Origin of the sequence: Notoacmeibacter marinus (assembly GCF_002238045.1) — a bacterium.
Lineage (GTDB): Bacteria > Pseudomonadota > Alphaproteobacteria > Rhizobiales > Rhizobiaceae > Notoacmeibacter > Notoacmeibacter marinus.
Window position 1 is genome coordinate 1,288,434 of sequence record NZ_NBYO01000001.1, and the last position, 25,263, is coordinate 1,313,696.

At 60.2% G+C, this 25,263-nt stretch carries 28 protein-coding genes and 1 pseudogene; 20 read left to right on the forward strand and 9 right to left on the reverse strand.

Features of this window, described 5'->3' with window-relative positions:
* On the forward strand, positions 1-1,077 hold the full coding sequence (locus B7H23_RS06175) for an EscU/YscU/HrcU family type III secretion system export apparatus switch protein (RefSeq protein WP_094076436.1): 1,077 nt from the start codon (positions 1-3) through the stop codon (positions 1,075-1,077).
* Complete coding sequence (locus tag B7H23_RS06180; RefSeq protein ID WP_094076437.1) at positions 1,064-1,483, forward strand: hypothetical protein; 420 nt, start codon at positions 1,064-1,066, stop codon at positions 1,481-1,483. Before B7H23_RS06175 ends, B7H23_RS06180 begins: the two co-directional genes overlap by 14 nt.
* A 132-nt stretch (positions 1,484-1,615) precedes the next feature.
* On the opposite strand, the gene B7H23_RS06185 is transcribed toward B7H23_RS06180, so the two are convergent.
* A complete protein-coding gene (locus B7H23_RS06185; RefSeq protein ID WP_094076438.1) occupies positions 1,616-2,548 on the reverse strand; it encodes a flagellin N-terminal helical domain-containing protein in 933 nt (310 codons plus the stop codon).
* A 157-nt stretch (positions 2,549-2,705) separates the two neighbouring features.
* Positions 2,706-3,131: a hypothetical protein gene (locus tag B7H23_RS06190; protein WP_143534729.1), complete on the reverse strand. Its 426-nt coding sequence runs from the start codon at positions 3,129-3,131 to the stop codon at positions 2,706-2,708.
* Positions 3,132-3,351: 220 nt separating this feature from the next.
* Between B7H23_RS06190 and B7H23_RS06195 the strand changes: the two genes are divergently transcribed.
* From B7H23_RS06195 to B7H23_RS06240, 10 genes are read left to right on the forward strand one after another with little or no spacing between them, the layout of a single operon-like run.
* On the forward strand, positions 3,352-5,022 hold the full coding sequence (locus B7H23_RS06195) for a methyl-accepting chemotaxis protein (RefSeq protein WP_158215781.1): 1,671 nt from the start codon (positions 3,352-3,354) through the stop codon (positions 5,020-5,022).
* Positions 5,022-5,741: an STAS domain-containing protein gene (locus tag B7H23_RS06200; protein ID WP_094076441.1), complete on the forward strand. Its 720-nt coding sequence runs from the start codon at positions 5,022-5,024 to the stop codon at positions 5,739-5,741. The genes B7H23_RS06195 and B7H23_RS06200 overlap by 1 nt, the downstream gene beginning before the upstream one ends.
* Complete coding sequence (locus tag B7H23_RS06205) at positions 5,741-6,106, forward strand: response regulator (RefSeq protein WP_094076442.1); 366 nt, start codon at positions 5,741-5,743, stop codon at positions 6,104-6,106. The genes B7H23_RS06200 and B7H23_RS06205 overlap by 1 nt, the downstream gene beginning before the upstream one ends.
* A gap of 14 nt (positions 6,107-6,120) precedes the next feature.
* Entirely contained in the window at positions 6,121-8,295 is a 2,175-nt protein-coding gene (locus B7H23_RS06210; RefSeq protein WP_094076443.1) for a chemotaxis protein CheA, read from the forward strand.
* Complete coding sequence (locus B7H23_RS06215) at positions 8,292-8,747, forward strand: chemotaxis protein CheW (RefSeq protein ID WP_094076444.1); 456 nt, start codon at positions 8,292-8,294, stop codon at positions 8,745-8,747. The genes B7H23_RS06210 and B7H23_RS06215 overlap by 4 nt, the downstream gene beginning before the upstream one ends.
* Positions 8,747-9,604: a CheR family methyltransferase gene (locus B7H23_RS06220; RefSeq protein WP_094076445.1), complete on the forward strand. Its 858-nt coding sequence runs from the start codon at positions 8,747-8,749 to the stop codon at positions 9,602-9,604. Before B7H23_RS06215 ends, B7H23_RS06220 begins: the two co-directional genes overlap by 1 nt.
* Positions 9,604-10,677, forward strand: coding sequence for a chemotaxis-specific protein-glutamate methyltransferase CheB (gene cheB, locus B7H23_RS06225; protein ID WP_094076446.1), 1,074 nt, complete (start codon positions 9,604-9,606; stop codon positions 10,675-10,677). Before B7H23_RS06220 ends, cheB begins: the two co-directional genes overlap by 1 nt.
* Positions 10,674-11,063, forward strand: coding sequence for a response regulator (locus B7H23_RS06230; RefSeq protein WP_158215782.1), 390 nt, complete (start codon positions 10,674-10,676; stop codon positions 11,061-11,063). The genes cheB and B7H23_RS06230 overlap by 4 nt, the downstream gene beginning before the upstream one ends.
* A 1-nt stretch (position 11,064) precedes the next feature.
* Positions 11,065-11,595, forward strand: a complete 531-nt coding sequence (locus B7H23_RS06235; protein ID WP_094076447.1) for a chemotaxis protein CheD — start codon at positions 11,065-11,067, stop codon at positions 11,593-11,595.
* Positions 11,596-11,618: 23 nt separating this feature from the next.
* Positions 11,619-11,960 carry a hypothetical protein gene (locus B7H23_RS06240; RefSeq protein ID WP_094076448.1) on the forward strand — a complete coding sequence of 114 codons (342 nt, stop codon included), beginning with the start codon at positions 11,619-11,621 and terminating at the stop codon, positions 11,958-11,960.
* 92 nt (positions 11,961-12,052) lie between these two features.
* On the opposite strand, the pseudogene B7H23_RS06245 reads toward B7H23_RS06240, so the two are convergent.
* Positions 12,053-12,238 (reverse strand): annotated as a pseudogene (locus B7H23_RS06245) (helix-turn-helix transcriptional regulator); the annotation flags it as partial.
* A 772-nt stretch (positions 12,239-13,010) separates the two neighbouring features.
* Between B7H23_RS06245 and B7H23_RS06250 the strand changes: the two are divergent.
* Positions 13,011-14,708, forward strand: coding sequence for a methyl-accepting chemotaxis protein (locus tag B7H23_RS06250; RefSeq protein WP_094076450.1), 1,698 nt, complete (start codon positions 13,011-13,013; stop codon positions 14,706-14,708).
* 10 nt (positions 14,709-14,718) lie between these two features.
* Here the strand turns inward: B7H23_RS06250 and B7H23_RS06255 are convergent, their stop codons facing one another.
* The 6 genes from B7H23_RS06255 to flhA form a co-directional block, all read right to left on the reverse strand.
* Positions 14,719-15,189: a hypothetical protein gene (locus B7H23_RS06255; RefSeq protein WP_094076451.1), complete on the reverse strand. Its 471-nt coding sequence runs from the start codon at positions 15,187-15,189 to the stop codon at positions 14,719-14,721.
* An 86-nt stretch (positions 15,190-15,275) separates the two neighbouring features.
* Positions 15,276-15,632: a hypothetical protein gene (locus B7H23_RS06260; RefSeq protein WP_114389845.1), complete on the reverse strand. Its 357-nt coding sequence runs from the start codon at positions 15,630-15,632 to the stop codon at positions 15,276-15,278.
* Positions 15,633-15,674: 42 nt separating this feature from the next.
* Entirely contained in the window at positions 15,675-16,196 is a 522-nt protein-coding gene (locus B7H23_RS06265; RefSeq protein WP_094076453.1) for a rod-binding protein, read from the reverse strand.
* 75 nt (positions 16,197-16,271) lie between these two features.
* Positions 16,272-16,646, reverse strand: a complete 375-nt coding sequence (locus B7H23_RS06270) for a hypothetical protein (protein WP_094076454.1) — start codon at positions 16,644-16,646, stop codon at positions 16,272-16,274.
* Between the two features lie 12 nt (positions 16,647-16,658).
* A complete protein-coding gene (locus B7H23_RS06275) occupies positions 16,659-17,408 on the reverse strand; it encodes a flagellar biosynthetic protein FliR (RefSeq protein WP_094076455.1) in 750 nt (249 codons plus the stop codon).
* An 8-nt stretch (positions 17,409-17,416) separates the two neighbouring features.
* Positions 17,417-19,777, reverse strand: a complete 2,361-nt coding sequence (flhA, locus tag B7H23_RS06280; protein ID WP_276293776.1) for a flagellar biosynthesis protein FlhA — start codon at positions 19,775-19,777, stop codon at positions 17,417-17,419.
* Between flhA and B7H23_RS06285 the strand changes: the two genes are divergently transcribed.
* From B7H23_RS06285 to B7H23_RS06315, 7 genes are all read left to right on the forward strand, one after another.
* Positions 19,764-20,528, forward strand: coding sequence for a PaaX family transcriptional regulator C-terminal domain-containing protein (locus B7H23_RS06285; protein WP_158215783.1), 765 nt, complete (start codon positions 19,764-19,766; stop codon positions 20,526-20,528). The genes flhA and B7H23_RS06285 overlap by 14 nt on opposite strands.
* A 147-nt stretch (positions 20,529-20,675) precedes the next feature.
* Complete coding sequence (gene paaA, locus B7H23_RS06290; RefSeq protein ID WP_094076458.1) at positions 20,676-21,680, forward strand: 1,2-phenylacetyl-CoA epoxidase subunit PaaA; 1,005 nt, start codon at positions 20,676-20,678, stop codon at positions 21,678-21,680.
* Between the two features lie 31 nt (positions 21,681-21,711).
* Positions 21,712-21,996, forward strand: a complete 285-nt coding sequence (gene paaB / locus B7H23_RS06295; protein WP_094076459.1) for a 1,2-phenylacetyl-CoA epoxidase subunit PaaB — start codon at positions 21,712-21,714, stop codon at positions 21,994-21,996.
* Positions 21,997-22,130: 134 nt separating this feature from the next.
* The gene (gene paaC / locus B7H23_RS06300; RefSeq protein ID WP_240535023.1) at positions 22,131-22,853 is read left to right on the forward strand and encodes a 1,2-phenylacetyl-CoA epoxidase subunit PaaC; all 723 of its coding nucleotides are present in this window, start codon (positions 22,131-22,133) and stop codon (positions 22,851-22,853) included.
* On the forward strand, positions 22,853-23,371 hold the full coding sequence (gene paaD, locus B7H23_RS06305; protein WP_094076461.1) for a 1,2-phenylacetyl-CoA epoxidase subunit PaaD: 519 nt from the start codon (positions 22,853-22,855) through the stop codon (positions 23,369-23,371). The genes paaC and paaD overlap by 1 nt, the downstream gene beginning before the upstream one ends.
* 10 nt (positions 23,372-23,381) lie before the next feature.
* Positions 23,382-24,455: a 1,2-phenylacetyl-CoA epoxidase subunit PaaE gene (paaE, locus tag B7H23_RS06310; protein WP_094076462.1), complete on the forward strand. Its 1,074-nt coding sequence runs from the start codon at positions 23,382-23,384 to the stop codon at positions 24,453-24,455.
* Positions 24,445-25,221: a Phenylacetic acid catabolic protein gene (locus B7H23_RS06315; RefSeq protein ID WP_206608854.1), complete on the forward strand. Its 777-nt coding sequence runs from the start codon at positions 24,445-24,447 to the stop codon at positions 25,219-25,221. The genes paaE and B7H23_RS06315 overlap by 11 nt, the downstream gene beginning before the upstream one ends.
* The last annotated feature ends 42 nt before the right edge of the window (positions 25,222-25,263 follow it).

Below are 25,263 nucleotides of genomic sequence, written 5' to 3' on the forward strand. Positions count from 1 at the left end.
ATGAGCGAGCAGGACAAAGACAGCAAAACAGAGGATCCGACCGAGAAACGGATCCGCGATGCGCTGGAGAAGGGGCAGACCGCAACGTCCCGCGAAGCAACGCTGGCCGTTTCGCTCGGCGTCATGCTGATCTGGCTCTTGCTCTTTGCCGAAGGGTCGATCGGGCGGTTCGCTTCCGACCTTGCCTATGTCGTCGACAACGCCGCGGGCGTTCCGATCGGCTCGGCGGAGGATCTGCGCCGGCTGGTCTGGCATGTGATGCCATTGATCGCGGCCCTGTTGCTGCCGCTCTTCCTGCTGCTCATGTCGGCGGGGATCATCGCATCGGCTGTCCAGAACGCGCCACGCATGGTCATGCAGCGCATCAAGCCGAAGTGGAGCTCCATCTCGCCCGTCAAGGGATGGGCCAAGATCTTCGGCAAACGCGGTCTGATCGAGTTTCTCAAATCGCTCGCTAAATTCCTCTTTGCGGCGTTGCTGTTGAGCGTCCTATTGCGCTCACGGCTGATCGAACTGCCCTCCTACCTCAATCTCGACGTTATGCGGGCGTTGTCGGGGACGGGCCAAACGGCCCAGATGCTCGTCGCCTATCTCTTCATCTTCATGTTGATCGTCGGCGTCGTCGATTTCGCCGTGTCGAAGACGATGTGGAAAGCCGATCTGCGCATGACCAAGCAGGAGGTGAAGGAAGAGCACAAGCAGGCCGAAGGCGATCCGCTGGTCAAATCCCGCATCCGGGCCGTCGCCCGCGCCCGCGCGCGAAGCCGCATGATGGCGGTGGTGCCGGACGCCACGTTGGTTGTCGCGAACCCGACGCATTTCGCCGTCGCATTGCGATACGACACCGAAAAAGACGCCGCACCGCGCGTCGTCGCAAAGGGCACCGACGAGGTGGCGCTGCGCATCCGCCGGGTGGCTGAGGAAGCGGGCGTTCCGGTCTTCGAAGATGTGCCGCTCGCCCGCTCGCTCTATCGCGTCGCGCCGCTGGACGGTCTGATACCCGCCGAGTTCTACCGGGCCGTCGCCGCCCTCATACGCAGCATCCAGAATACGGGATCGACCCATGTTGCCAACTGACCAGAAGCTCGCTCGGGAGGCCATCCTGTCCGAAGGCATCGCGTCCTTCGCGGAGGAGCTTCTTCTGGCCGAGCCGGTTCATTTCGCTGCGTTTATTGCGCTCGATCTGCACGCGTCGCTGGCCGAGATCGTCAATGAGGCGGCCAATTTTCATTTCACGCCGGGGTTCCTCACTCTTGGCAACAGTTCGAGCATCGTGCTCGGCTGGAACAAGCTTCCGGAAATTTGCCTCGATCTGTGTCTCAATCGCGAGGAATTGCAGGCCTATTTCCGCCTGTTCCTGTCTGCGGACGGTGCTCGGGTCCAGCTGGACTACATCGCCTTCGCCAAGAGCGACGGCGACCCCGACGTCAATACGCGCTTTCTGGCCGAAACCCTTCAAGCGCAGCAATTCATGCTGACGTAAGCGGCTCTTTGCCTGCGCGAACGGATAAATTCCACCGGATCGTAGGAAGCACGCCCCTAAAGAAAAAGCCCGGACCGATGATCGGTCCGGGCTTTTGGGTTTCTCAGATGGCCGGCATCAAGGCCATGTGACTTAGCCCTGGAAGAGGGCCAGAATGTTCTGGGCCGAGGCGTTGGCAATCGACAGGGACTGCACGCCGAGCTGCTGCTGCGTCTGCAGAGCCTGAAGGCGGGTGGATTCTTCGCTCATATCCGCGTCGATCAAAGCGGAGATGCCGCGCGTCATCGCATCGATCAGGGTGGCCACGAAGTCGGTCTGCATGGAGAGGCGGCTTTTCATCGCGCCAAGATCTGACGCGCCATTCGTCAGATCGGTAAAGGCGCTGTGAACGAAATCGATCATGTCATCGATCGTCGCATCCGTGACGTTCGCCGCCGTGATGTCCAGTGTGAGAATCGAGAAGGTTACCGCGGTCGCACCTGTGCCGGAAGTCGTGGTCTTCTCCAGAAGGCCATCTGCACCCACCGCCGGATTGCCGTCCATCAGGGCGAGCGTGCTGATATCGATATCGATCGTGTCGACCGTGACGGCACTGCCCGTGCGGTTAAAGGATGAGACGATCTCTTCTGTCGACGAATAACCGGCGTTAGCCGAATTCACGTTAAGCCAGTTTTCGCCGGAAAAGCTTGCCGATTCGGCAATGCCGACCAGCTGCTCCTGCAACTGTTTGATCTCGTCCTGGATTTTTTCCTTGTCGACACCGGGTTCCCGGGCCGCAACCAGCTTCGACTTGATCGAATCGACAACATCGATGGCGGAATTGATTGCCGTATACGTGACGTCGATCTTTGCGGTGCCGAGCCCGAGCGCGTCCTGAACCGTGGAAAGTGCCGCCTTGTCCGACTTCATGACGGTCGCGATGGACCAATAGGCGGCATTGTCGGCCGCTTCGGCCACCCGATAGCCGGTCGAGATGCGTTTTTGCGTATCTTCCAGCGCCTTATTGGTCGTTTCCAGGGTGCGCAGCGCTACCATGGCTGCAGAGTTGGTTCTGATACTTGTCATTGTAGCAGTTCTCTTTGGCACCGCTTCGGCGCGTTTCGTTCAGGACATGCTGGTCCATCCAGCTTCCACCGGGTGGCATCATGCCGGCGTCTGATTCGGCAACGGCACATGCCGTTCGTATCAAGCTATTGGAGCAACCTTGCGCGAAGCGTGCGGTCTATTTGTGCGTCCGCGCGATAAAGCCGATTTCGGTAACTTCGATGGAATGGATGATTTCGCCCTGGCCCATCGTATCGAGCGCAGCCGTAAGCCGCTCCGCCAGACGGCCCCGGTGGGCCACAACATCGGGATCGAGATCCTGAACCTGACGCGTGCTGGCCAGGAGCCCGAGCGCCGCCGTGACATAAGCGGTGGCGGCCGATGCACTCAGGCTGTCATCGTGCATTCCGTTCATATCGATGACGACATAACCATCGGTTCTCTCGCCTTCTCGACGCGGCACCGCGACATTCCGTGCCTCAAACGGGGTGCCGGTCTGTTCCACCTCGACCGTTTCATCGACCGGGGCCGGTGGCAGAGCGGCAAAGGCGGCAATTGCTCCACCGGCGAAAATCGCAACGAATCCCGGGATCAGCATTTTCAATGTCGGTCTCCTTTGCTCTCAACGTAAAGTCGGAAGTTTGCGTCAGACTGGTCAGCCCGGGTTTTACGACTTTTACGCGAGCTGTTTACCCCTGGTTAAGCTCAATCCTTCTATCGTCAGCCTTACTGGGAGCGAGTGTCACTGAACGCTTGTGGCATGAATGCCAATCCCGATGCCTTTTGGCGGATGTGTCATCTTTCCAGATTTGTCGGGGATCCCCATGACCGTTTCGACGGTGGCGGCTTTGCCTGCCGAGAATGACGTATGCGCAGTGTCCGCGGCTCGACCGCTCATGACGCTGATCCATGCCGGACTTGTTGCTCAAGGTTTTGCCATCGGCCTGTTCGCGCTTTCCCTTTCCGGGATCGAAGTGCCGGGCCAAACCTTGCTGCCATTCGGTTTTCTGATCTTTCTCGGCGTCGGTCTCGTCAGCATGATCGCACTGGCGCATCGCCTGCCCCGCCTGATTACCCGCCCGCTCGCCTTTCTGGGCGAAATTGCAAACACGGATCATAAGCCGGTCAATCAGCGTGGTTTTCTGGAAAGACAGGACATTTTCGGGGCTCTTGCACGCAACCTGACGCAGCGCGAACCCGAACCCGTCGCCGAACCCGAACCTACTGTAGTCGAAGAACCGCCCGTCGTCGGTCTGGACGAAGAGAGCCGGCAGGCGCTGTCCGCGTTGAACGACGCGCTCAAGGAACTCGCCAGGGGCAATTTTCAACACGTCGTCGAGACACCCTTCCCCGAAGAGATCGAGACGCTGAAAAGCAGCTATCGAGCGGCTCAAGCGTTCATTGGCGACACGCTCGGCAAGGTCAGCCATAGTGTCGAGGGGCTTGGCACAGGCGTCGGCGAAATCGTCAGCGCATCGGACGATCTGTCCAAGCGGACCGAACGCCAGGCCGTCGCCCTGGAAGAAACGGTCTCGACCCTCGGAACGGTCGTCGATGAAGTCCGCACCTCTGCGGCGCGGCTCGAAGAGACCAGCAGCGTGGCCACCAGCGCGCGGCAGGACGCCGAAGCCAGCAGCCAGGTTGTCGACGAAGCGCTGACCGCCATGGAGCAAATCGAAAATTCGGCGACGAAGATCAACCAGATCATCACCGTTATCGACGAGATCGCTTTCCAGACCAATCTGCTGGCGTTGAATGCCGGCGTCGAGGCGGCGCGTGCCGGTGACGCCGGGCAGGGCTTTGCAGTCGTCGCGTCCGAAGTTCGTGCCCTAGCGCAACGCTCGGCCAATGCGGCGCGGGAGATTTCGAGCCTCATTACCCAGTCCACGCAACAGATCGCGGATGGCTCACGCCTCGTGAACCAGACCGGCTCGGCACTGAAGCGGATCTCCGATCACGTTCTCAATATCAGCCAGAACGTTCAGACCATTACCGAGAGCGCCCAAGAGCAGACCCATGCCCTCGACACGCTGAACAGCAGCGCGGTCGAGATGGACGGCATGACGCAGCAGAACGCTGCGATGGCCGAGGAAGTCACGGCGGCCAGCCATTCGCTTCAGCGTCATACGGTCGAAATCTCAAATCTCCTGCGTGAAGCGCAGACCGGTTCGCCGGAGGCGCGTCGTGCGATCAGACGGACGGCGTCGCCGACCAATGAACGTCCGGCCCGCCGCCAATCCGCTAAGACCGGCAATGTCGGCCTCAATGCTGCGGCGGACGCCCTTCGAAGCGGACAGACGGCACGCTTTGCCGATCTGGCTTCGAGCAGGCAGAGCAGCAGCGAACCACAAGCAAACCGAAGGGCTGGCGAAAAATCGGCCGCGTCAGTCTCCCGCACCGCGCCGCCACGGACGTCGGAAAACGGTTCCAAACCTATCGCGCCAAATCTGACGCTGGGAAATACGGCCATCGATGAGGATTGGGAAGAATTCTGATGAAAGACGATATCCAAGCCTTCACCCCACTGACGGTCGACACGCCCGAAGAACCTGCCGAGCCCGGCGCGTTCACAGACGTTTTCCCGACCGATGGTGGCCCGCGCTTGTCGCTGGACGCCAGCGCGCCGTCGCTCGAGATGGAAGAACTGCCGGCTTTCGATTTGATGGATAGCCTGCCGCCGCTTGACAATCCCGAGGATGCACTGGGGGAGAGCGCACCGGAACAGGACGCATCACCTATCGAACCGCTACCCACCCTGGACGCAGACACTTCTGCGCTGGGCGAGGACAGCGCGGTCGATGCCGATCCGTTTGCCGATCTTGCCATGGATGCGCCGGCAGAAACGGCGGACATCGCCGATGCCGATCCATTCGCCGATCTTGCAGAACTGCCCGATGCGGCTCCCGACATTCAGGTGCAGGTCGAGGGCGGCGAGACGGCCGGTCGGCTGGCGCTGCCGGAAATTCTCGATCTCGATCAGGCTGAAAATCTAAGGGCGACGCTCCTGGAGCGGATCGGCACCAATCTGACGATCGACGCCGCGGCGGTTTCCCGTATCGACACACCCTGCCTGGAAGTCGCCATCGCCGCTGCAAAGCAGTGGTCCGACGACGGGTTTTCGCTGGATTGGGAGAGCCCTTCCGAAGCCTTTGTCGCCTCACTCGACCGCATCGGTCTGTCCATTGATTTTCTTCGTATCGAAGGAGCGCACTAATGTCGCATACGATTCTCGCCGTCGATGATTCCCGAACCATCCGACAACTCGTCGAAGCCTGCCTCAAGGGCGCCGGTTTCAATGTGGTGACGGCTGAGGACGGACAGGATGGCCTGGCCAAGCTGGAAGGCTGCCAGCCGGATGTCATCATCACCGACATCAACATGCCCAATCTGGACGGGTACGGCTTTATCTCCGCCGTTCGTGGCGGCAGCAACAGCGCGGCCGCGCCTATTCTGGTGCTGACCACGGAGTCCAGCCAAGAGAAGAAAGTGCGCGCTCGCGACGCCGGTGCGACGGGCTGGATCGTCAAGCCGTTCAGCCCTGACAAACTTCTGGCCGCCATCAATCGCGTTCTGGCCTGATCGGAGACGGATCAATGGATCTGGACAGCATCAAAGTTACCTTTTTTCAAGAATGTGCCGACCAGCTGGCTGAAGTCGAACAGGGCTTCATGACGCTGCAAAGCGATCCGGAAGAGGTGGATTGCGTCCACGCTATCTTTCGCGCGATCCATTCCATCAAGGGCGGAGCGGGCGCATTCGGCTTCACCGAACTGGTGGAATTCGCTCACAAGGTCGAAAACGGACTCGACGTTATCCGCAACGAGGCCGATCCGGGGCGAGATCCGCGTCTCGACCTTGTCGCGTCGGCCTGCGACCTTCTGAGCGACGTCATCGCCGCGACCCGGGATGGCGGTGAAATTCCCGACACAAGCGAGTTCGTTACCAAGCTGTCGGAAGCCTTTGCCGGCGATATTTCGGACGAGCCGGAGCCCGAGATCGAGTTCGACGCGGTGCCGATCGATCTGGCGCCGCTTGCCCTGGAAGAGGCCGAGCCGGCCGGCACGACCCATATAATCACCATCAAGCCGACACTCGCCTTCTACCAGCGCGGCAACGATGTCCAGAAGCTGGCGCGCAACCTGGCCGATCTCGGCGAATTGAGCGTGGAGACCGACAGCGCCAATCTGCCCAATCTGAGCACCTTCGACAGTGCCAAAAGCTATCTGTCCTTCACGCTACGCCTCGTGACCGAATCGCCGGACGATGAGGTGACGGACATTGTCGAATGGTGCGAAGGCGATTGCGAAATCACCCATTCGACGGACGCGCCGGAGGGCAGCGCGCCGGACGATATGCCCGACCTGGACAATCTGTTAGCCGGCTTTGAGACCGCCGAAGGCGAGGATGACGAGGCAGAGTCCGCCGTCGAGGCGGCACTGGAGCTGCCGGGCGAGCCGCTCGCGGCTATCGAGCCGGCGACTGAAACGCCACCCGTGCCTGCCGCCGCCAAGGACCCTGCGCCCGCGCAGAAGGACAAGCCGGCGACGCTCAAGACGTCGCCCACCATCCGGGTTGAATCCGACCGTGTCGACCGTCTCATCAATCTGATGGGCGAGGCGGTCATCAGCCAGGCCATGCTCGCCCAGAGCCTGTCGACCGAAATGGACAATCGCGATTCGCCCTCGCAGAACATGCTCCGTGAAATCGAGCGGTTGATGCGCGAAATTCAGGAAAGTGTGATGGCGATCCGCGCCCAGCCGGTCAAGCCGGTCTTCATGCGGATGTCCCGCATCGTGCGCGAAGCGTGCAGCGGCACCGGAAAGAAGGCGGTTCTGGCCCTTGAGGGCGAGAACACCGAGGTCGATACAACGGTGATCGAAGGGCTCAGCGATCCTCTCACCCATATGATCCGCAATGCCATCGACCATGGCATCGAGACGCCCGAAGACCGCCGGGCGAAAGGCAAGGATGAGCAGGGCACCATCAAACTCTCCGCCTGCCATCAGTCCGGCCGCATTGTGGTTTCGGTGGAAGATGACGGCGCTGGTCTCAACCGCGAGCGACTGGTTCAGAAGGCGACCGAGAAGGGCATTATCGAACCCGGCGCCGAACTGAGTGAAAGCGAGATCGATAATCTGATCTTTGCCCCCGGCTTCTCGACGGCCGAGCAACTGACTGACCTGTCAGGCCGCGGCGTCGGTATGGATGTCGTCCGCCAGTCGATCCAGGCGCTGGGCGGCCGGGTCTCGATCAGTTCCAACCCCGGCCATGGTACGCAGATCCGGCTCAGCCTGCCGCTGACGCTCGCCATTCTGGATGGCATGGTCGTGCGGGCTGCCGATGAGATCTTCATCGTTCCGCTCTCCTGCGTTCTGGAAACGCTGAGTGTGGCCCGGGACAGCATTCACGATATCGGTGGACAGCCGGTCGTAAAGGTTCGCGATACGCTGGTGCCTGTCATCAATATCGCCGCCCGGCTCGGTTTCCGCACGATGGACGAGATGCCCGAGAAGGCCACTTTGTTGATCGTGGAATCCCAATCGGGCGCATCCGCCGCGCTGCTCGTCGATCAGTTCGACGGACAGCAGCAATTCGTCATCAAGTCTCTGGAAGCCAATTTCGGCCGCGTCTCCGACGTTAGCGCCGCCACGATCCTCGGCACCGGACGAATTGCGCTCATTCTCGATGTCGATGAGATCCTCGAAACGGCATTGGGACTTCGTCAAAACAACAGTTCACTCCTCGTTACAGAAAGGGCCGTGGCATGACCGAGAATCACCACAGCACACGCGAATTCATCGCCTTCATGGTGCAGGGTCGGCAGTTCTGCATCGACATTACCTCGATCCGCGAGATCCGCGGCTGGAACGATGCGACCAAACTGCCGCATGTCCCGGATTATGTGGTCGGCGTGGTGAATCTGCGCGGCACAATTCTGCCGATCATCGATGTGTCGGCGCGCTTCGGCCTGGGCGATTGTGAACCGAGCGCGCAGAGCGTGGTCATCGTGGCGCAGGTCGGCGACCGGATGGCAGGCATGCTTGTCGACAGCGTCTCCGACATCCTCCAGGTGGCGCCTGACGACATTCGCGACCTGCCGGACATGGATACGCCGGTCGGAGCCGAATATCTGCGGCAGGTCATTTTGCACGAAGAAGCGATCATCTGCGAAGTGCTGCTGGAAAACATCATCTCCACAACCCTGCAGGATGCCGCCTGATGAGCCTGCCTGCCCCCGCGGATGTCCTGGCGACTCCCAGTCTGACTACCGATGCTTTCGACACGATCCGCAAAATCGTGTCCGAACGCGCGGGTATCGAATTGTCGGAAAGCAAGCGAGAACTGGTCTCCGGCCGGCTTGCGCGGCGGCTGCGTGCGCTCAAGTGCCATTCCTATGAAGAGTATGCGAAGCTCATTGCCTCGCAGGATGGTGCGGAAGAATGCCATTCGATGATCTGCGCCGTGACGACCAACGTCACCGATTTCTGGCGCGAGCCTCACCATTTCGAGCATGTTCGCGACCATGTCGCGGCGGCGGCCATCGCCGATGCGAAGGCCGGCAAGCCGGTTCGTTTCTGGTCGGCGGGCAGTTCGGACGGTCGCGAAGCGTTCTCGCTCGGCGCGACCCTTCTAGAGGCCGCCAATGGCAATCTGGGAAATGCCGATCTGCGTATCCTGGCGACCGATATCGACACCGATATTCTGCGTAAGGCGCGACTCGCCCAATATGCCGCGGCTGAAGGCGACAAGCTTCCGCCGGCTCTTCGGCAGCGCTGGTTCCGGGAAAGCGGCGGGATGGTCGAGCCGGTCGATGCGCTGCGCAAGATGGTGCAGTTCAACCCGCTCAACCTGAAGGACAAGTGGCCGATGAAGCGGCGCTTCCGGGCGATCTTCTGCCGCAACGTCCTGATCTATTTTCCGAACGACCTGCAAGCCCAACTCATGGAACGCTATGCGGAGATGCTGGAGCCGAACGGTTTTCTTTATCTCGGTCATTCGGAGCGCCTGCACGGTTCTGCGCTTCGCAAATTCAAGCCCTGCTGCCCATCTGGATTTCAGAAAGTGAGCCCGGTCTGATGACACAGAAATACAAGGTTCTCATCGTCGACGATTCACCGATCATGCAGTCGATGATTTCGTTAATCCTGAAGGAAGATTCTTCGCTCGAAATCGTTGGAACCGCAGCCGACCCGTTCGAGGCGCGCGATCAGATCAAGGCGCTCAATCCGGACGCGATCACACTGGACCTGGAAATGCCCAACATGAACGGGCTGGAGTTCCTCAAACGCATCATGAAGCTACGCCCCATGCCGGTCGTCGTGATTTCCGGCCATGCGACCGAGGGCAGTTCGGTTGCCTCCGAAGCGTTTCGCCTCGGCGCCAATGCCTGCCTGCCTAAACCGAATCTGTCCGACGAACACGCCATGCAGACCATGCGCCAGGCCGTTCGCGATGCCTGCCTGATGGGGGTATCCAAGGGCGAGAACCGTCGGTTGTCCGGTGCTTCGACCAAGCCGGCGCTCGCACCTGCGCTGCCGCCTGCCGCACCGGCGAACAGCAGTGCGCCAGACATTATTGCGCTCGGCTCCTCAACCGGCGGAATCGAGGCGCTGGAAGCCATTCTCAGCAATTTCGCCGCGGACTGTCCGCCGACCGTCATCACACAGCACCTTCCAGGCCGCTTTTCGAACGGGCTGGCGGCGCGTCTCGACCGGGCCATCCCGCCGCAACTGAAGGTGGCGGAAGACGGCGAGACGCTGAGACGCGGCTGTGTCTATTTGGCGCCCGGCGAAGTCGGTCATCTGCATATTCGCGGCCGCAGCACGCTTACCTGCCAGATTTCCGAGGGCGATCCGGTACAGGGACATCGCCCGGCAGTCGACGAAATGTTCCGTTCACTGGCGGCCCTCAGTAATTTTTCCATCAGTGCTGCTGTGCTGACCGGAATGGGCGCCGATGGCGCTCGAGGCCTCCTGGCTCTTCGCCAGGCTGGCGCACGAACCTTTGCCCAGGATCAGGCGACAAGCCTGGTCTATGGCATGCCTCGCGTTGCGGCAGAATGTGGAGCCGCTCAGCAGGTTCTCCCACTACAAGCCCTGGCGGACGCTCTGCAAGGTCGTCAGGCAATGAAGAAGGTCGTCAATCAATGAGCATTCAAGATATGTTGCACGTCATGGTGGTCGATGACAACGTGACCAGCCGTATGCTGACGGTAGAGATGCTTCAGGGACTGGGGCTGAAGAACATCCAACTCGCGAAAGATGGGCGGGACGGTTTCACCAAGCTCAACAGCAAGCCCGTCCATATCGTCATCTCCGATCTCTACATGCCCGATGTCGACGGCATGAAGCTGCTGCAGGCCGTGCGCGCCAGCGGCAAGCTTTCCAAGACCGGGTTCATCATGATTACCGGCCGCAAAGACGCCAAGGTGGTCGACCAGGCGCGTAAGCTGGGCGCGAACAACGTGCTGGCCAAGCCGTTTACGCCGGCGGTGCTGAAGGGCGCCCTGGAAGCCGTGGTCGGGAAGTTCGCCTGACATGACGCAGATGGGTTTGCACAAGAAGATCGTCGGACAGGGCGAATACGCCGTGACGAAGGATCTGGACATGACGCTGAGCGCAGTGCTCGGGTCCTGTGTGGCCTGTTGCGCATTCGACCCGGTTCGGGGGCTCGGCGGAATGAATCACATTCTGCTGCCCGGCAAGACTGGCGCGAGCGTTGCCGAGCAGCGCGGCTACGGCGCCTGGCTCATGGAAATGATGCTGAACGAGATGTTCAAGCAGGGTGCGTCTCACGCCGATATTCGCCTGAAGCTGTTCGGCGGCGCGCGCATGTTCACCTCCAACTGCCAGCCCGGTGAGGAGAATATCGCCTTCGTTCGCGATTTCGTAAGAGCCGAACGTTATCAGGTCGTGGCCGAGGATCTGGGTGGCCAGAAGGCTCGCCGGGTCAACTTTCAGGCGGTGACGGGCCGGGCCTGGGTCAAGGCTATTGACGACACGATCATTGAGCAACCGGTTAAACCGTTGCCGAAGCCGGCGGCGACCGGCGATGTGGATTTCTTCTGAGAGGGCGGAACATGGCTAGCGAGATGCGTTTTTTTGACGAAGGCGACGATCTCTGGAGCGAGGATGGCGAAACCACCGCTTCTGGCGCTGAAGAACCGATCGCTGTCAGCTTTTGCAAGCTGGTCGGCGTCGTGGCGGGACAGTTGCGTGACATCGCCGCCAGGCTCGACGTCGATCAGGACTGGCCGGTCGATCAACTCGACAGCCAATCGCTCGATTTCCTGCAGAACCTCGATCTGCATTCGCAACAATTGAAGGAGATGGCCGAATTGCTCTCTCATGTCGACGCGATGCCGAAAGCGCAGGACATGGTGGAAATCGGAACCTGCCTCGAGTCCATCGCTCGATTGATGCGGGACGGCTAGATCCTTCGATCTTTCGAAGTGGCAGCCAAGGCAGAGGGGAAGCGGCTTTGAAAAGCCACTTCCCCTCTGCCTATAGAGAAATCAGCTTGGCGTCAGTTGATAAGGCCGTGGCGCAATGCGTTCGCGACAGCATGAATACGGTTGGTGCATTCGAGCTTCTTGGCCGATGAAATAAGATAGTGATTGACCGTGTGTTCACTCAGTCCGACAATCGTTGCGATCTCGGAGCTGGTCTTTCCCATCGAACACCATAGCAGGCACTCAATCTCTCTTGCCGTGAACCGCGACCGGATCGCGGACACATCTTCATCCATCGCTGCTTGCGCGCTCATCGTCTGCCCCGAATCACTTTCAACCTGAAAGTTGGCTGACGCTACTATCGCGGAGTCGTCGGTTGCAACAGCTGCGAGAGGCTATTTGCGAGCCCCCTGAAACTGCCGTTCGACGCGTAGTTGGATATCCGATAGGCTGCTTCTTGTATAATTACGACTGTGCGGCGTAAAGAAATTCTTGTAATACGCCTATTAATTTGTTTTATTATAAATAAATCAAATCATCTATTACAAAATAGATACTTGAGTATTTGACGATTGATGTCAGCGTGGGGCTGATATTTCTCGGTGTGAATCGTTATTTTCAATTTATATTATCTTTCGATATCAGCGTTGCCGCGTATTCTGAACGACGGCGGCGCGCCGGGCCATTATTCCGCCGCTCGTTGCATGGCACGCGACACCCAAATGCTTTTCGCCCTCGTCCAGGATGTGTTTGCAACCCAAGGTTTGTCGACGGCAATTGTCGACCTATCCCGTAAATGCGGGAGAACGCCTTTTGTAGACCGAATGGTCCATTCGGATCTTCCAAATTTATCGTGCGAAAAAAAGATAGAATTTGATGAATGTTAAATCTGCATTCACTTTTAACGTGCATCGTTTCCGTTACGGCAGAGTGAAGTTTCAATAGTTCGGAGCCAGGGTCGACCCTTCTTCGGAAGGGCAGCAGATTTCCGCCCGTTCCGTCATTCGCCAATATTGCAGAGGTAGAATTTCCATGCTGAGCAGCAAACGGTCCGACGACACCAATGTCCTTGAAGCTCTTCATCGCACACATGCGATTATCGAGTTTTCGCTAGACGGCACAATAAAGCGCGCCAACAGTCTTTTCTGCGAAGCGATGGGCTATAGCGAACCAGAAATCGTCGGCAAACATCACTCCATATTCGTTGCCGACGATTACGTGAAATCCGACGATTATGTGACCTTCTGGAAAAATCTTGCGACGGGAAAGGCGGATCACCACCAGTATCAGAGAATCGCCAAGGGCGGCCGGATCGTCTGGATCGAGGCATCCTATAATCCGGTCTTCCGGAAGGGCGTGCCCTACAAGGTCGTCAAGATCGCGACCGACATCACGGCGGAAAAGATCAAATCTCTTCAGAATGCGGGTCTTTTGCGTGCGATCGATCTGTCCCAAGCGGTCATCAGCTTCAACCCGGACGGCACGATCGTACATGCCAATGAGAATTTCCTTTCGGCTGTGGGCTACTCGCTCGATGAGGTTCGCGGGCATCATCATTCCATGTTTTGCGACCCGTCTTACGTTAAGTCCGTCGAATACGATAAGTTCTGGCAGACCCTCCGCTCGGGACAATTCGTCGCCTCGGAGTTCGAGCGGATCGGCAAGGGCGGCAAGCGCATATTCATTCAAGCGTCCTATAATCCCACATTCGACGAGCATGGCGTCGTGACGGGAGTCGTCAAATTCGCAACCGACGTGACCGAGCGGGTGGAAAATGTGCGCAAATTGGCTGGCGCTATGCGCGCGCTTGCCGAGGGCGATCTGACGCATTCGATCGCAGAAAACTTCGTTCCCGCCCTGCAGCAATTGCGCGACGATTACAACGATACGCTGGTTCAACTGCGAGCGCTGGTCGGCGAAACCCAGACCAATGCCAATTCGATCAGTTCGAGCGCGCATGAGGTGCGCATCGCATGTGACGACCTGGCACAGCGATCCGAAAACGCCGCAGCTTCGATCGAACGAACCGCAGCGGCGCTCGAACAGACCAGCACAAATGTCGAGAACGCCAGCAATCAGGCACAAGAAGCAGCAGATCTTGCCATGCGGACACGTAAGAACGCCATGGAATCCGGCGAGGTCGTTACGTCGGCTATCACGGCAATGAGCCAGATCGAGGAATCGTCGTCGAAGGTTTCCGACATTATCGGTATTATTGACGAGATCGCCTTTCAGACTGGCCTACTGGCGCTCAATGCTGGCGTCGAAGCCGCACGCGCCGGCGAAGCGGGCAAGGGCTTCGCCGTTGTCGCCCAGGAAGTGCGGGAACTTGCGCAGCGCTCATCGACTGCTGCCAAGGAGATCAAGGGGCTTGTCGGCACGTCCGTCGAACAGGTCGATAGCGGTGTCGCGCTCGTCAACCGAGCCGGCGAAGCGCTTCAGCAGATCGTCACGCAGATCGAGGAGATTGACGAACGGATCTCGTCGATCACGGAAGGCTCGAAAGAACAGGCAGTGGGTCTGAGGGAAATCTCCCGCTCGGTCAATCAGGTCGACGAAAACGCCCAGCAGAACGCTGCTATGGTCGAAGAGATGACGGCAGCAAGCCATTCGCTTGCAGGCGATGCGGAGAAGACGCAACGGCTGATCGGGCGTTTCAACCTCGGTGAGCGCGGGGCCAACTCGTCGCTGAGAGCTTCGTCGGCTTCACTGCAGGAGAGGGCGGCTTGACGCCTCACTGTTAGTGATCGGTTGAGCCGTCCGGACCGGGTTTGGCTGGTCCGCCCTTCGGTTCGATCAGGTTCTGCCGGGTTTCGGCCGCGGCAAAGATATCCGACTGCAGGGCGACCAGATCGAATTCGAGATCGATTGCAAGCCGATCACGGGCCTGGCTTTCCAGATGATCTGCCAGGCTGAACAGATCGTCGAAATGCTCGCGCCGATCGTCGTCCGACGATGTCGCAATCCACTCGTTGAAGCTGTCCTCGATGGCGAGTTGCAGCATGCGAAGCGTGCGGGCCGCGGGGGTCTCGACCATGACAACGGACAAAGCGAGGGACTGGTAGCCGACGATCTCGCCATCGCCCGAAATGAGCGGCGCGACCAAAACCGGAAGATCACGGCTGTCGGCGCTTTGAACGACGGTATCTTCGCCGCCTGTTTGCGCCTCGCCATCGGCGGCCGCGCCGGTGCTCGCCGTATCGTCCGGCATCGTAGAGTATGGCTGGGGTGTCGACAGGAGGAGACCAGCGACCAAAGCGCCGGTTCCGATAGCCCCGAACAACAGAGACGGCCACATTAACCGTACATACCCGGCGTCATGGAATAGGTGCCGTCATCTTCCGAATCGCGGGCCATGTCCATCAGCGTATCGGTCACTTTGCGGTTGACGTAGATGCTGATCTCGATCTGACGGCGATTGGCTGCGATCGCCTTGTTCAGATCCGACAGCTTGTTTCGGTCGATGGCCTGGATCTCGTTTTCGTGCAATCGCGCGCCAAGCCGAACGAACTCCGTCAGCAGCTGGTTCTTGCGTGTGTTGAAGTGCGACAATTCGCCCTCTCCATTGACGCGAAGATATTCCGTTTCCTCGGCCAAGCATCGGGAAATCGAACCGATCAAACGCTCGGCTGCGCCGACGCCTTCTGATGTCATCCGCCTATCCAATGGATCATCCTCGCTCACCCGTGTGGTTCTTTATCCGCTTTGCTGCTGGCGCAGCATGCGAAGTGTTATCTTGTCGACGATGGCGGCGCCGTCGGCCGTGCCAGTTCGAACGTCCCCGCCATTCAGTGCGAAGCGCGAGGACACGGCTTCGGCAATGCCGATGCCGCCTCGCTCGGCAAAAGCCTCGCCGATCTTCTCGGCCTGCATGGAGCGCCACATATCGCCGGCAAAGCCTTCGCCATATACGGCGCCCGCCTCTTTGGGCATCATCTGTTGGATCATCTGTTGCAGCATCATCGCTTCAAAACGCTGCATCGCCGGATCTTCCACCTTAGCGGCCGCGGCCTGCGCCGGCTGCTCGGAGGCCCTTGAAAGGTTTGCCGCTGCAGGAGCCTGGGCGACACTGGTTTTCAACTCCTCGGTAAAGGCCTGCGCGGTTCTACCGGTCGCTTCCGCCATGCCCGCCAGACGCGCGCGGGCCTGTTCGACAGTGCGACTATCGGCGGCCCGCGCGACATCGGCGATCAGATCGCCCGGAAAATCGACAGCCATGGCTCATCTCCATCTCTGTTGCGGAGGAACCTAAGCAACGAAGCTTGCAAGAGACTGGTCATCCGATCGAACTCGTCAGTTTTCTCGAGCGGAAAGCCGGTTGATCAGATCCTCGTCGCGTGCCTGATCCTCGCCGGTCTGCTCGGCACGGCGCTGGTCATCGCGTATATTGTCGATCCAGCGCTCCTCGCGCTTGAGATCGAGCGAGAGCGCCTTTATCGAATCGCCAAGGGTTTCGGCCTGCTCGCGCAAAGCGGTCCGCCGTTTACCGATCATGCCGACGAAACGGTCCAGCGTCTGACTGTCCCGGGCAATCAGCGTTTCCATTTCGTCCAGCTCGCGTTCGACGCCCATCAGCAGCATGCGCAGTCGGTCGCGTTCCTGCTCCCGCTGGGCGCGTAGCCGAGAAAGCGTTCTGATCAGCTTTTTGCGGCGAGCAGGAGACTGCATCGATCTTCCTTGTCAGCGAGCAATGAGCGCGAGCAGTCCGCTGCCGAATTGCGAGAGCATTGGCTGGATGGTGAACGCGGCGAGGAGGAGCCCGCCCAAAAGCACGGCGGGCAGTGACATGAAGTAGATCGGAATCTGCGGGGTGAGCTTGTTCACCAGACCGACAGACAGATTGACGATGATACCGTAAGCCAGAAACGGAATGCCAAGACGCAAAGCCAGGAGGAAACCGTCCGTCGCCAGATTGTTGGCGCGTGTCAAAACGGCCTCGGCCGAAAGGCCCATGCCGATGGGCAGGAGCTGATAGGACTGGACCAGCGAGGCGATCACCGCATGATGGAAATTCAGCGTAAAAAGAAGGGTGAGCGCCGAAAGAGAAATGAAGGTGCCGAGGGAAGCCTGCGGCGTCGATTCGGCAACAGCCGGCCCAAGCATGCCGCCATAACCGATTGTCATGGCGATAGCTGAGGTAATGAATTCCAAGGCTGCGACCACGATCCTGACCGAAAATCCAATGATAACGCCGATCATCGTTTCGGTTGCGATCAGGCGAAGCAGATTGTCGCTTTCGGCCAGCCGGGTCGTGCCTGTGACGGTCGTTACCGAAGGTAGGATGGCGGCGGCAAGCGTGATGACCAGCAACATGCGTACGCGCGGCGGGATCCGGGAGGAGCCTATGCCAGGCAGAATCATCAGGCACCCGCCGATCCGGCAGAGAACGAGGAAGAATTCCAGGCCGAGCTGTTGAACCAGGAACGCCAATTGCCGTCCTAACCTATCGAACCCAGCAGCTTGACCTGCATGCCGCGCGCCAGTTCGGAATGGGCAATGACCGGCAGGCTCGGATGCAAACGCTCCAGGATCATCCTGACATAGGGACGTGTTTCCGCCGAAGTCAGAAGGGTGAAAGGCGCGCCGCTCTTCGCATGTTCGGCGATGACGGTTCCAGCATCGTCGGCGAATTTCTCCAGCGCCGCCGGGTTCATGTCGAAATCGCGAACCTCGCCATTATTGTCGCGGCGCAGGCTCTCCTGAAACAGGATATCCCACTGCGTTCCGAGCCGCAGAACGTTGAGAACGCCATTCTTGGACAGATCGCCGCAGATCTGCTGGCTGATGCGCATGCGAACATGTTCGACCAGCTTCTCGGTCCGGCGCATATGCGGCGCGACCTCGGCGACCGCTTCCAGAATGAGGTTGAGGTTGCGGATCGAAACCCGGTCTGCCAGCAGCATTTTCAGGATCGCCTGGAGGCCGGGATAGGACAGATGGTTGGTGCAGACATCGTCGGCAAGCTTGCGGTATTCCGGCTCCAGCCGGTCGATCAGATGTCGGACGGCTTTGTAGGATAGAAGCTGCGGCAGATTGTTGCGTACCACTTCCGATAGGTGGGTCAGAAGGACACTGACATTGTCGGCAGTGGAGATGCGACGACGTTTCAGTTCGTCTGCAAGGTGACCTGGCAGGCTCATCGCATCCATGCCGAAAGCCGGCTCCTTCACTTTGACGGAAGGCAGGTCCGCGACCGCCTCTTCCGGACAGAGCGCCAATACCTCTCCGAGGCGCAGTTCGTAGGATGCCAGAACCGTGCCGAAGACACGGATTTGATAGTGGCCGGGGGGGATGGTCAGATCGTCCTTGATCGCCACTTCCGGGATGACAAAACCGTATTCGCTGGCGAATTTCTTGCGGATCCGCGACATGCGGAAGGTCAGCTCTTCGTTTTGCGGCAACAGCGCTACGGAAACCTGTTTGCCCATCACCACTTCGATCTCGCTGACGGCAAGAGAGTGTTTCAGCGAGCGGTCGTCGGCCTGCTGTTGCTCGGCGACCTCCGCGTCGCGCTCGCTCTGGGCAAGAGCCTCATTGTCGCGTGTGGTTCGCTGGATCTTGAGAGCCGCAGCGGTGAAGATCGCGCATAGAATGATGAACGGCAGGAAGGGTAGTCCGGGCATGAAGGCCAGAACGCCCAGAAGTCCCGCGCCGACATAGAGCGCGCGGGGATAGGCGCCGAGCTGCTTGAACAGGATAACGTCGGCCGAGCCGCGCGTGCCGCCCTTGGAGACCAAAAGGCCGGCGGCAAGCGACGTAATCAGCGCCGGGATCTGCGAGATCAGGCCATCACCGACGGAGAGCTTGACGAAAACGTCGGCTGCCTCGCCGAAATCCATATTGTGACGGGTATAGCCGATAGCGATCCCGCCGAAGACGTTGACGGCAGTAATGATCAGACCGGCTACGGCGTCGCCGCGTACGAATTTCGATGCACCGTCCATGGAGCCGAAGAACGCGCTTTCCTCTTCCAGTTCCCTGCGCCGGACCTGCGCTTCCTTTTCCGTGATGATGCCCGCGCCAAGATCGGCGTCGATGCTCATCTGCTTGCCCGGAATGGCGTCCAGCGTGAAGCGCGCGCCGACCTCGGCAATACGCGTCGCACCCTTGGTGATGACGATGAAGTTGACCACGACAAGGATCAGGAAAACCACGACGCCGATGAGGAAATCGCCACTCATCACGAATTTGGCAAAACCGCCGATGACATGTCCCGCGGCGTTCTCGCCTTCGTGGCCTTCCGACAGGATGACACGCGTTGTGGCGATGTTTAGCGACAGGCGCAGCATAGTGGCGATGAGAAGGACGGTCGGAAAGGCCGAAAAATCGAGCGGCCGGTCGATCCACAATGCCACCAGCAGGATCAGGATGGAGAGCGAGAGCGAAAGCGCCAGTCCCATATCGATCATGAAGGACGGGATCGGCAGGAACAGGATGACGAGAATCATCGCGACACCGACGGCCAGACCGATGTCGGACCGTCTGGCTGCACCGTTCTTGGCAGGACTGCTAACCAGGCTCAATGGGAACTCCGCACGCTGATCGCGGCAGACTAGGCCGGCAAGCTTGCGCCTGACTGGCGACCCGCCGGTGCGTCCATATCGATTGCCATGGATCGCCACGCCCCCTTGGCCCAATTTTCGGCCGGATCGTTCGCCGAAGGGGTGTTTTGCTCTCCTGCCGATCCCTATTAGAGTAGCCTGTCCGCCAGCCAGAAGGCCACTCATGCCAGCCAATGCGTTGATCCGATCCATCTGCGGAGCGACCACGCCGCGAGCGCCGGCGATGATCGTCACCATCTATGGCGATCTTGTCATGCCGAATGGCGGGGTCATGGGCATGGCCGCATTGATCGCGCTCTGCGAACAGTTGGGATTTTCGGAAAGTCTCGTTCGGACCGCCGTATCACGACTTGTTGCGGCCGGACGGCTGGAAGGCGAACGGCACGGACGGCGCAGCTACTACCGTTTGACCGAAGCCGCCCATCGCGAATTTTCTGAGGTCGCGCGCCAACTCCACAATCCACCGCCCCCACCGAAGGGCTGGGCAATTCACATGGCGCCCGCGACGCTGGCCGCTCTCCAGACACCGGAACGTCCTCTCGGACGTCTCGCTGGCGATCTTTTCCTGGCGCCGGACCGGACCGCCCCGAATGTCGATGCGCAACTGACCTTCCAGATCGCATCGGTTTCCGACAGTTCAGCGCTTCGCGATCTTGCCGCATCGATCTGGCCGCTTGACGATCTGGGCAATGGCTACCGTGCGTTTCTCAATCGCTTCTCCGCTCTTGAAATGCGTGGCTCTGCGCAGCAGGCGCTTCTGCTTCGGCTATTGCTCGTCCATGAATTTCGGATGCTGCTTCTGGGCGATCCACGTCTGCCGGCCGATGGTTTGCCAACGGACTGGCCCGGCGAGGCGGCGCGTGGGCTGTTCGAAGGTCTGCACCGCAACCTTTCCCAATTAGCGGATGCTGCAATAGCCCCGCTTTTCGAAGATATGCCGGCGTTCGGCGACACCGGCTCTGCGGGCAGGCCACTACCAACCGTCTGACATCGTGATTTAAAGCATCACATAAATTACCCTTTTTCTTCCATTCCGTGATGTCTTGTGCTATCATCCCCGGAAGGAGGAAATGCGATCAAGCGAATGCCCTGCTGGAAGAGGCGGGACGTTCGATTGCCGCTATGGAGGATTTGCATGTACGGTCAGGAACTGGGCGCGACCCAACGCGACGGTATCGAAGCGGGAACCGAGGAACTGGAAGCAGCCTTCCAGGCGCGGATCGACAATAATGAGCGCATCGAGCCGAAAGACTGGATGCCGGAACATTACCGCAAGACGCTGATCCGCATGATGGGCCAGCACGCCCATTCGGAAATCGTCGGCCAACTGCCCGAAGGCAACTGGATCACCCGCGCGCCGACGCTGGAGCGCAAGCAAATCCTTCTGGCCAAGGTTCAGGACGAGGCCGGTCACGGTCTCTATCTATATTCCGCCGCCGAGACCCTTGGCGTCACCCGCGACGATCTGACCGAGCAGCTTCTGTCCGGCAAGATGAAGTATTCCTCCATCTTCAACTATCCGACGCTGAACTGGGCCGATATCGGCGCGGTCGGCTGGCTGGTCGACGGCGCGGCGATCATGAACCAGGTACCGCTGCAGCGGACGTCCTACGGGCCATATTCCCGCGCGATGATCCGCATCTGCAAGGAAGAGAGCTTCCACCAGCGGCAGGGCTTCGACATCATGCGCAAGATGGCGAACGGCACGCCGGAACAGCGTGAGATGGCGCAGGATGCGCTCAACCGCTTCTGGTATCCCTCGTTGATGATGTTCGGCCCGTCCGACAAGGAATCGGTGCATTCCGACCAGTCGATGAAATGGCGCATCAAGATCAACACCAATGATGAACTGCGTCAGAAATTCGTCGATCAGACCGTGCCGCAGGCCGAGTTCCTCGGCCTGAGCGTGCCGGACGACAAGCTCGCCTGGAACGAGGAAAAGGGCGGCTACGACTTTTCCGAGCCAGACTGGAACGAGTTCTTCCAGGTCATCAAGGGCAATGGCCCCTGCAATGAAGAGCGTATCGAGGCGCGTCGCAAGGCGTGGGACGATGGTGCCTGGTTCCGCGATGCGCTGACCGCCCATGCCGAAAAGCAGGCGCAGCGTCGGGGCGAGGGCGTGCTGCAGGCCGCCGAGTAAATTTCCAACACAGATCAATTGGGAGAGAGCCGTGAGCAAGGATTGGCCGCTCTGGGAGATATTCATTCGCGGACAGCACGGGCTGAATCACCGCCATGTCGGCAGCCTTCATGCGCCCGATGCCGAGATGGCGATGAACCATGCCCGCGATGTCTATACGCGTCGCAAGGAAGGCGTTTCCATCTGGGTGGTGAAGTCGGTCGATATCACCGCTTCGTCGCCGAGCGAGAAGGGGCCGCTTTTCGATCCTGCCGAGAGCAAGACGTACCGCCACCCCACCTTCTATGACATTCCCGATGAAGTGGGGCATATGTGATGCCATCTCTTCCGGACATGAACGCCACCGATGTTGTCGATATGGCGCGCCGCGCCGCCGAACATCAGGCGCCGCGCGACCACCATATCCACAATGAGGACCTGAAGCCCGCCCTCTTCGAATGGCTGTGCCGGATGGGCGACAGCTCGCTCATTCTCGGTCACCGCGTCTCGGAATGGTGCGGCCATTCGCCGGTCCTGGAAGAGGACATCGCGCTCGCCAATATCGCGCTCGACCTGATCGGCCACACGCAGATGTGGCTGGGTCTCGCCGGCGAAGTGGAGGGCAAGGGCCGCGACGCCGATGCGCTGGCCTATCGGCGCGACGCCGCGGATTTTCGCAACTTCCTGCTGGTCGAAAAGCAGAACGGCGATATCGGATCGACGTTGATGCGCCAATTTCTGTTCGACGCCTGGCATATCGAGCGGTTGCGCGGGCTGAAGGGGTCGTCCAGCGAGCGGGTTGCCGAGATCGCGACCAAGGCCTTCAAGGAAGTCAGCTATCACGTCGATCGTTCCGCCGATCTCGTCATTCGGCTGGGTGACGGCACCGATGAAAGCCACCGGCGGATGCAGAAGGCGCTCGATTCGCACTGGACCTACGCCAATGAGATGTTCACGGACGATGGGCTGGACGAGGCGGTCGCCGAGGCCGGAATCGCGATGCGCCCGTCCGGGCTGAAGCCAGCCTGGGACGCGCTGGTGGACGAGGTTCTCGCCGAGGCGACGCTGACCCGACCGCAGAACGACTTCGCTCGCAGAGGCGGCAAGACGGGCGAACGGCACACCGAGCACCTCGGGCACATTCTGGCTGAAATGCAGTTCCTCCAACGAGCCTATCCCGACGCGAGCTGGTGATGGCGACCACGACGCTGCCAAGCACCGAACAGGTCTGGACGTGGCTGGCCGACGTGCCGGACCCGGAAATCCCGGTCATCTCGGTCACCGATCTGGGGATCGTACGCGATGTACGGATCGAGGACGAAACGGTGATCGTTGCCGTCACGCCCACCTATTCGGGCTGTCCGGCGACGTCGATCATCGAACTCGACATCGAAACCGCCCTGGCGCGGCAGGGTGTGGAGAAGGTTCGTATCGAGCGGCGCCTGTCGCCCTCCTGGACGACGGACTGGATCGGTGACGAAGCGCGCGAGAAGCTGCGCCAGTACGGTATCGCGCCGCCCGACAGGGCGGGGGCGTCGTCCGCTGGAACCTTGCGGGCTTCTAGGCTGGGCGGCGGCGAACTGACCGTGGCGTGCCCGCGCTGCGGCTCCACCGAGACCGAGAAGGTCAGCCAGTTCGGCTCGACGCCCTGCAAGGCCGCCTATCGCTGCAAGAGCTGCCTCGAACCCTTCGATTATTTCAAATGCATCTGAGTGAGACGCCATGAGCCGCTTTCTGCCGTTGACCGTGACGGGGATCGATCGTGACACGCGCGATTCCGTCATCCTTTCCCTGGAACCGAGCCAGGAAGACCGCGACAAGTTCGCGTTCACGCAAGGCCAGTATCTGACCTTTCGGCGGACATTCGGCGATGAGGAATTGCGGCGATCCTATTCGATCTGCGCCGGCTGCAACGATCCGGTCCTGAGGGTCGGGGTCAAGCGCGTCGATGGCGGCGCCTTCTCCACTTTCGCCAATGAGGAACTGAAGGTGGGCGACCGGCTGGACGCCATGGCGCCGCAGGGGCGGTTTCATACGGCCATCGAGCCCGACGCGGCGAAGCATTATGTCGGCTTTGCCGCCGGCTCCGGCATCACGCCGATCCTGTCGATCATCCGCACCGTTCTGGCGCGCGAGCTGAAATCCAGCTTCACGCTGGTCTATGCCAACCGACAGGTGAACACGATCATGTTCCGCGAGGAACTGGAGGATTTGAAGAACACCTATCTGGGGCGGCTTTCCATCCTTCATATCCTGAAGTCGGAAGCGGGCGAGAACGAATTGTTCGGCGGGCGTATCGACCGCGAAAAGCTGGACCGGCTGTTCGACCTTTGGATCGAACCGGAATCGATCGACACCGCCTTCATCTGCGGGCCGGAAGCGCTGATGCTGACGATCGCGGACGCGCTGCGCGATCATGGCGTGGACGATGGCCGGATCAAGTTCGAACTGTTCGCCTCCAGCCAGCCGGGCCGCGCCGCCAGGAAGGCGCAATCCAGAAACTCCGTGCAAAGCGAGGGCGATACGGCCGCCACGGTCACCCTCGATGGCGTGACCCGCTCCTTCGCCATGCGAAAGGATGTAAGCCTGCTCGACGCAGCGCTGGAGCAGAAGATGGACGCGCCCTATTCGTGCAAGGCGGGGGTCTGTTCGACCTGCCGGGCCAAGGTGCTGGAAGGGGATGTCGAGATGGAGACCAACCATGCGCTGGAAGATTACGAGGTGCGGGCCGGCTACGTGCTGTCCTGCCAGTGCTTCCCGATGAGCGAGACGGTGGTGTTTTCCTATGACGAGTGAGGAGCGCAAGGTGAACGGCAATGAGGAGATGGCGAACTATCTGGCCCGCGGCGGCGTTCTGACGTCGCCGGACAATGTGCCGCCCCGCTACCGGGGCGAACTGCTGCGGCTCATGTCCTCCTTCGTCGACAGCGAACTGGCGGGCTCCTCCGGTTTCGCCGACGCCATCAACGAGGCGCCCGGCATCAAGGAGCGTATCGCCGCCAGCCGGATCGTGCTGGAAAAGGCCGATCATGCCGAGCGCGTGCTCGACCTGATGGCCGAATTCGGCACCGACAAGGCACGTTACAACAGTGCCCATGACTGGGCGGCGCGGCTCGATCGCGACGCCGAGGTGGCGGCGCGCCGGCAGGGTGCGGACATGCGTCTCTCCGTTTTTCATCTGCCCATCGATGGGTGGACCGATGCCGTTGTGCTGAATGTGCTGATGGGGCTCGCGACCGATGTTCACCTCGCCGAGATGGCGGAGGTCTCCTATGCGCCGCTCGCCGAGGTGATCCGCGACATCCGGCCCCGCGAGAAGCGCCATACGGAGCTCGGCATCGAAGGGCTGGAGAAGATCGCTGCCGACGAGGCGGGCCGTAAGGAAGCGCGCGTCTCGGTCGCCTATTGGCGGCCGCGCGTGGCCGATACGTTCGGCGAAGCGCAGTCCGAACGCTTCGAGCGCCTGCAGGCCAAGGGGCTGCGTTCGCGGCCCAACAGCGAATTGCTGGACGATTGGCGGCAGATTGCGGACAAAACGCTTGCGCCGCTGGGCCTCGCCTAGCGCGGATCGGCCGCCGCTTCGGATCGGGCAGGGCCGCGGGAT

Excerpts from the sequence above, each read along its gene's own strand:
- B7H23_RS06215 (WP_094076444.1), top strand. The coding sequence starts at position 8,292 with ATGACCGAGAATCACCACAGCACACGCGAATTCATCGCCTTCATGGTG.
- paaD (WP_094076461.1), top strand. The coding sequence starts at position 22,853 with ATGGCGACCACGACGCTGCCAAGCACCGAACAGGTCTGGACGTGGCTG.
- B7H23_RS06235 (WP_094076447.1), top strand. The coding sequence starts at position 11,065 with ATGACGCAGATGGGTTTGCACAAGAAGATCGTCGGACAGGGCGAATAC.
- cheB (WP_094076446.1), top strand. The coding sequence starts at position 9,604 with ATGACACAGAAATACAAGGTTCTCATCGTCGACGATTCACCGATCATG.
- B7H23_RS06285 (WP_158215783.1), top strand. The coding sequence starts at position 19,764 with ATGATCGTCACCATCTATGGCGATCTTGTCATGCCGAATGGCGGGGTC.
- B7H23_RS06200 (WP_094076441.1), top strand. The coding sequence starts at position 5,022 with ATGAAAGACGATATCCAAGCCTTCACCCCACTGACGGTCGACACGCCC.
- paaC (WP_240535023.1), top strand. The coding sequence starts at position 22,131 with ATGGGCGACAGCTCGCTCATTCTCGGTCACCGCGTCTCGGAATGGTGC.
- B7H23_RS06195 (WP_158215781.1), top strand. The coding sequence starts at position 3,352 with ATGACCGTTTCGACGGTGGCGGCTTTGCCTGCCGAGAATGACGTATGC.
- B7H23_RS06315 (WP_206608854.1), top strand. The coding sequence starts at position 24,445 with ATGACGAGTGAGGAGCGCAAGGTGAACGGCAATGAGGAGATGGCGAAC.
- B7H23_RS06175 (WP_094076436.1), top strand. The coding sequence starts at position 1 with ATGAGCGAGCAGGACAAAGACAGCAAAACAGAGGATCCGACCGAGAAA.
- B7H23_RS06240 (WP_094076448.1), top strand. The coding sequence starts at position 11,619 with ATGCGTTTTTTTGACGAAGGCGACGATCTCTGGAGCGAGGATGGCGAA.
- B7H23_RS06180 (WP_094076437.1), top strand. The coding sequence starts at position 1,064 with ATGTTGCCAACTGACCAGAAGCTCGCTCGGGAGGCCATCCTGTCCGAA.
- B7H23_RS06260 (WP_114389845.1), bottom strand. The coding sequence starts at position 15,632 with ATGACATCAGAAGGCGTCGGCGCAGCCGAGCGTTTGATCGGTTCGATT.
- B7H23_RS06250 (WP_094076450.1), top strand. The coding sequence starts at position 13,011 with ATGCTGAGCAGCAAACGGTCCGACGACACCAATGTCCTTGAAGCTCTT.
- B7H23_RS06210 (WP_094076443.1), top strand. The coding sequence starts at position 6,121 with ATGGATCTGGACAGCATCAAAGTTACCTTTTTTCAAGAATGTGCCGAC.
- B7H23_RS06255 (WP_094076451.1), bottom strand. The coding sequence starts at position 15,189 with ATGCCGGACGATACGGCGAGCACCGGCGCGGCCGCCGATGGCGAGGCG.
- B7H23_RS06220 (WP_094076445.1), top strand. The coding sequence starts at position 8,747 with ATGAGCCTGCCTGCCCCCGCGGATGTCCTGGCGACTCCCAGTCTGACT.
- B7H23_RS06230 (WP_158215782.1), top strand. The coding sequence starts at position 10,674 with ATGAGCATTCAAGATATGTTGCACGTCATGGTGGTCGATGACAACGTG.
- B7H23_RS06185 (WP_094076438.1), bottom strand. The coding sequence starts at position 2,548 with ATGACAAGTATCAGAACCAACTCTGCAGCCATGGTAGCGCTGCGCACC.
- flhA (WP_276293776.1), bottom strand. The coding sequence starts at position 19,777 with ATGGTGACGATCATCGCCGGCGCTCGCGGCGTGGTCGCTCCGCAGATG.
- paaE (WP_094076462.1), top strand. The coding sequence starts at position 23,382 with ATGAGCCGCTTTCTGCCGTTGACCGTGACGGGGATCGATCGTGACACG.
- paaA (WP_094076458.1), top strand. The coding sequence starts at position 20,676 with ATGTACGGTCAGGAACTGGGCGCGACCCAACGCGACGGTATCGAAGCG.
- B7H23_RS06265 (WP_094076453.1), bottom strand. The coding sequence starts at position 16,196 with ATGGCTGTCGATTTTCCGGGCGATCTGATCGCCGATGTCGCGCGGGCC.
- B7H23_RS06270 (WP_094076454.1), bottom strand. The coding sequence starts at position 16,646 with ATGCAGTCTCCTGCTCGCCGCAAAAAGCTGATCAGAACGCTTTCTCGG.
- B7H23_RS06205 (WP_094076442.1), top strand. The coding sequence starts at position 5,741 with ATGTCGCATACGATTCTCGCCGTCGATGATTCCCGAACCATCCGACAA.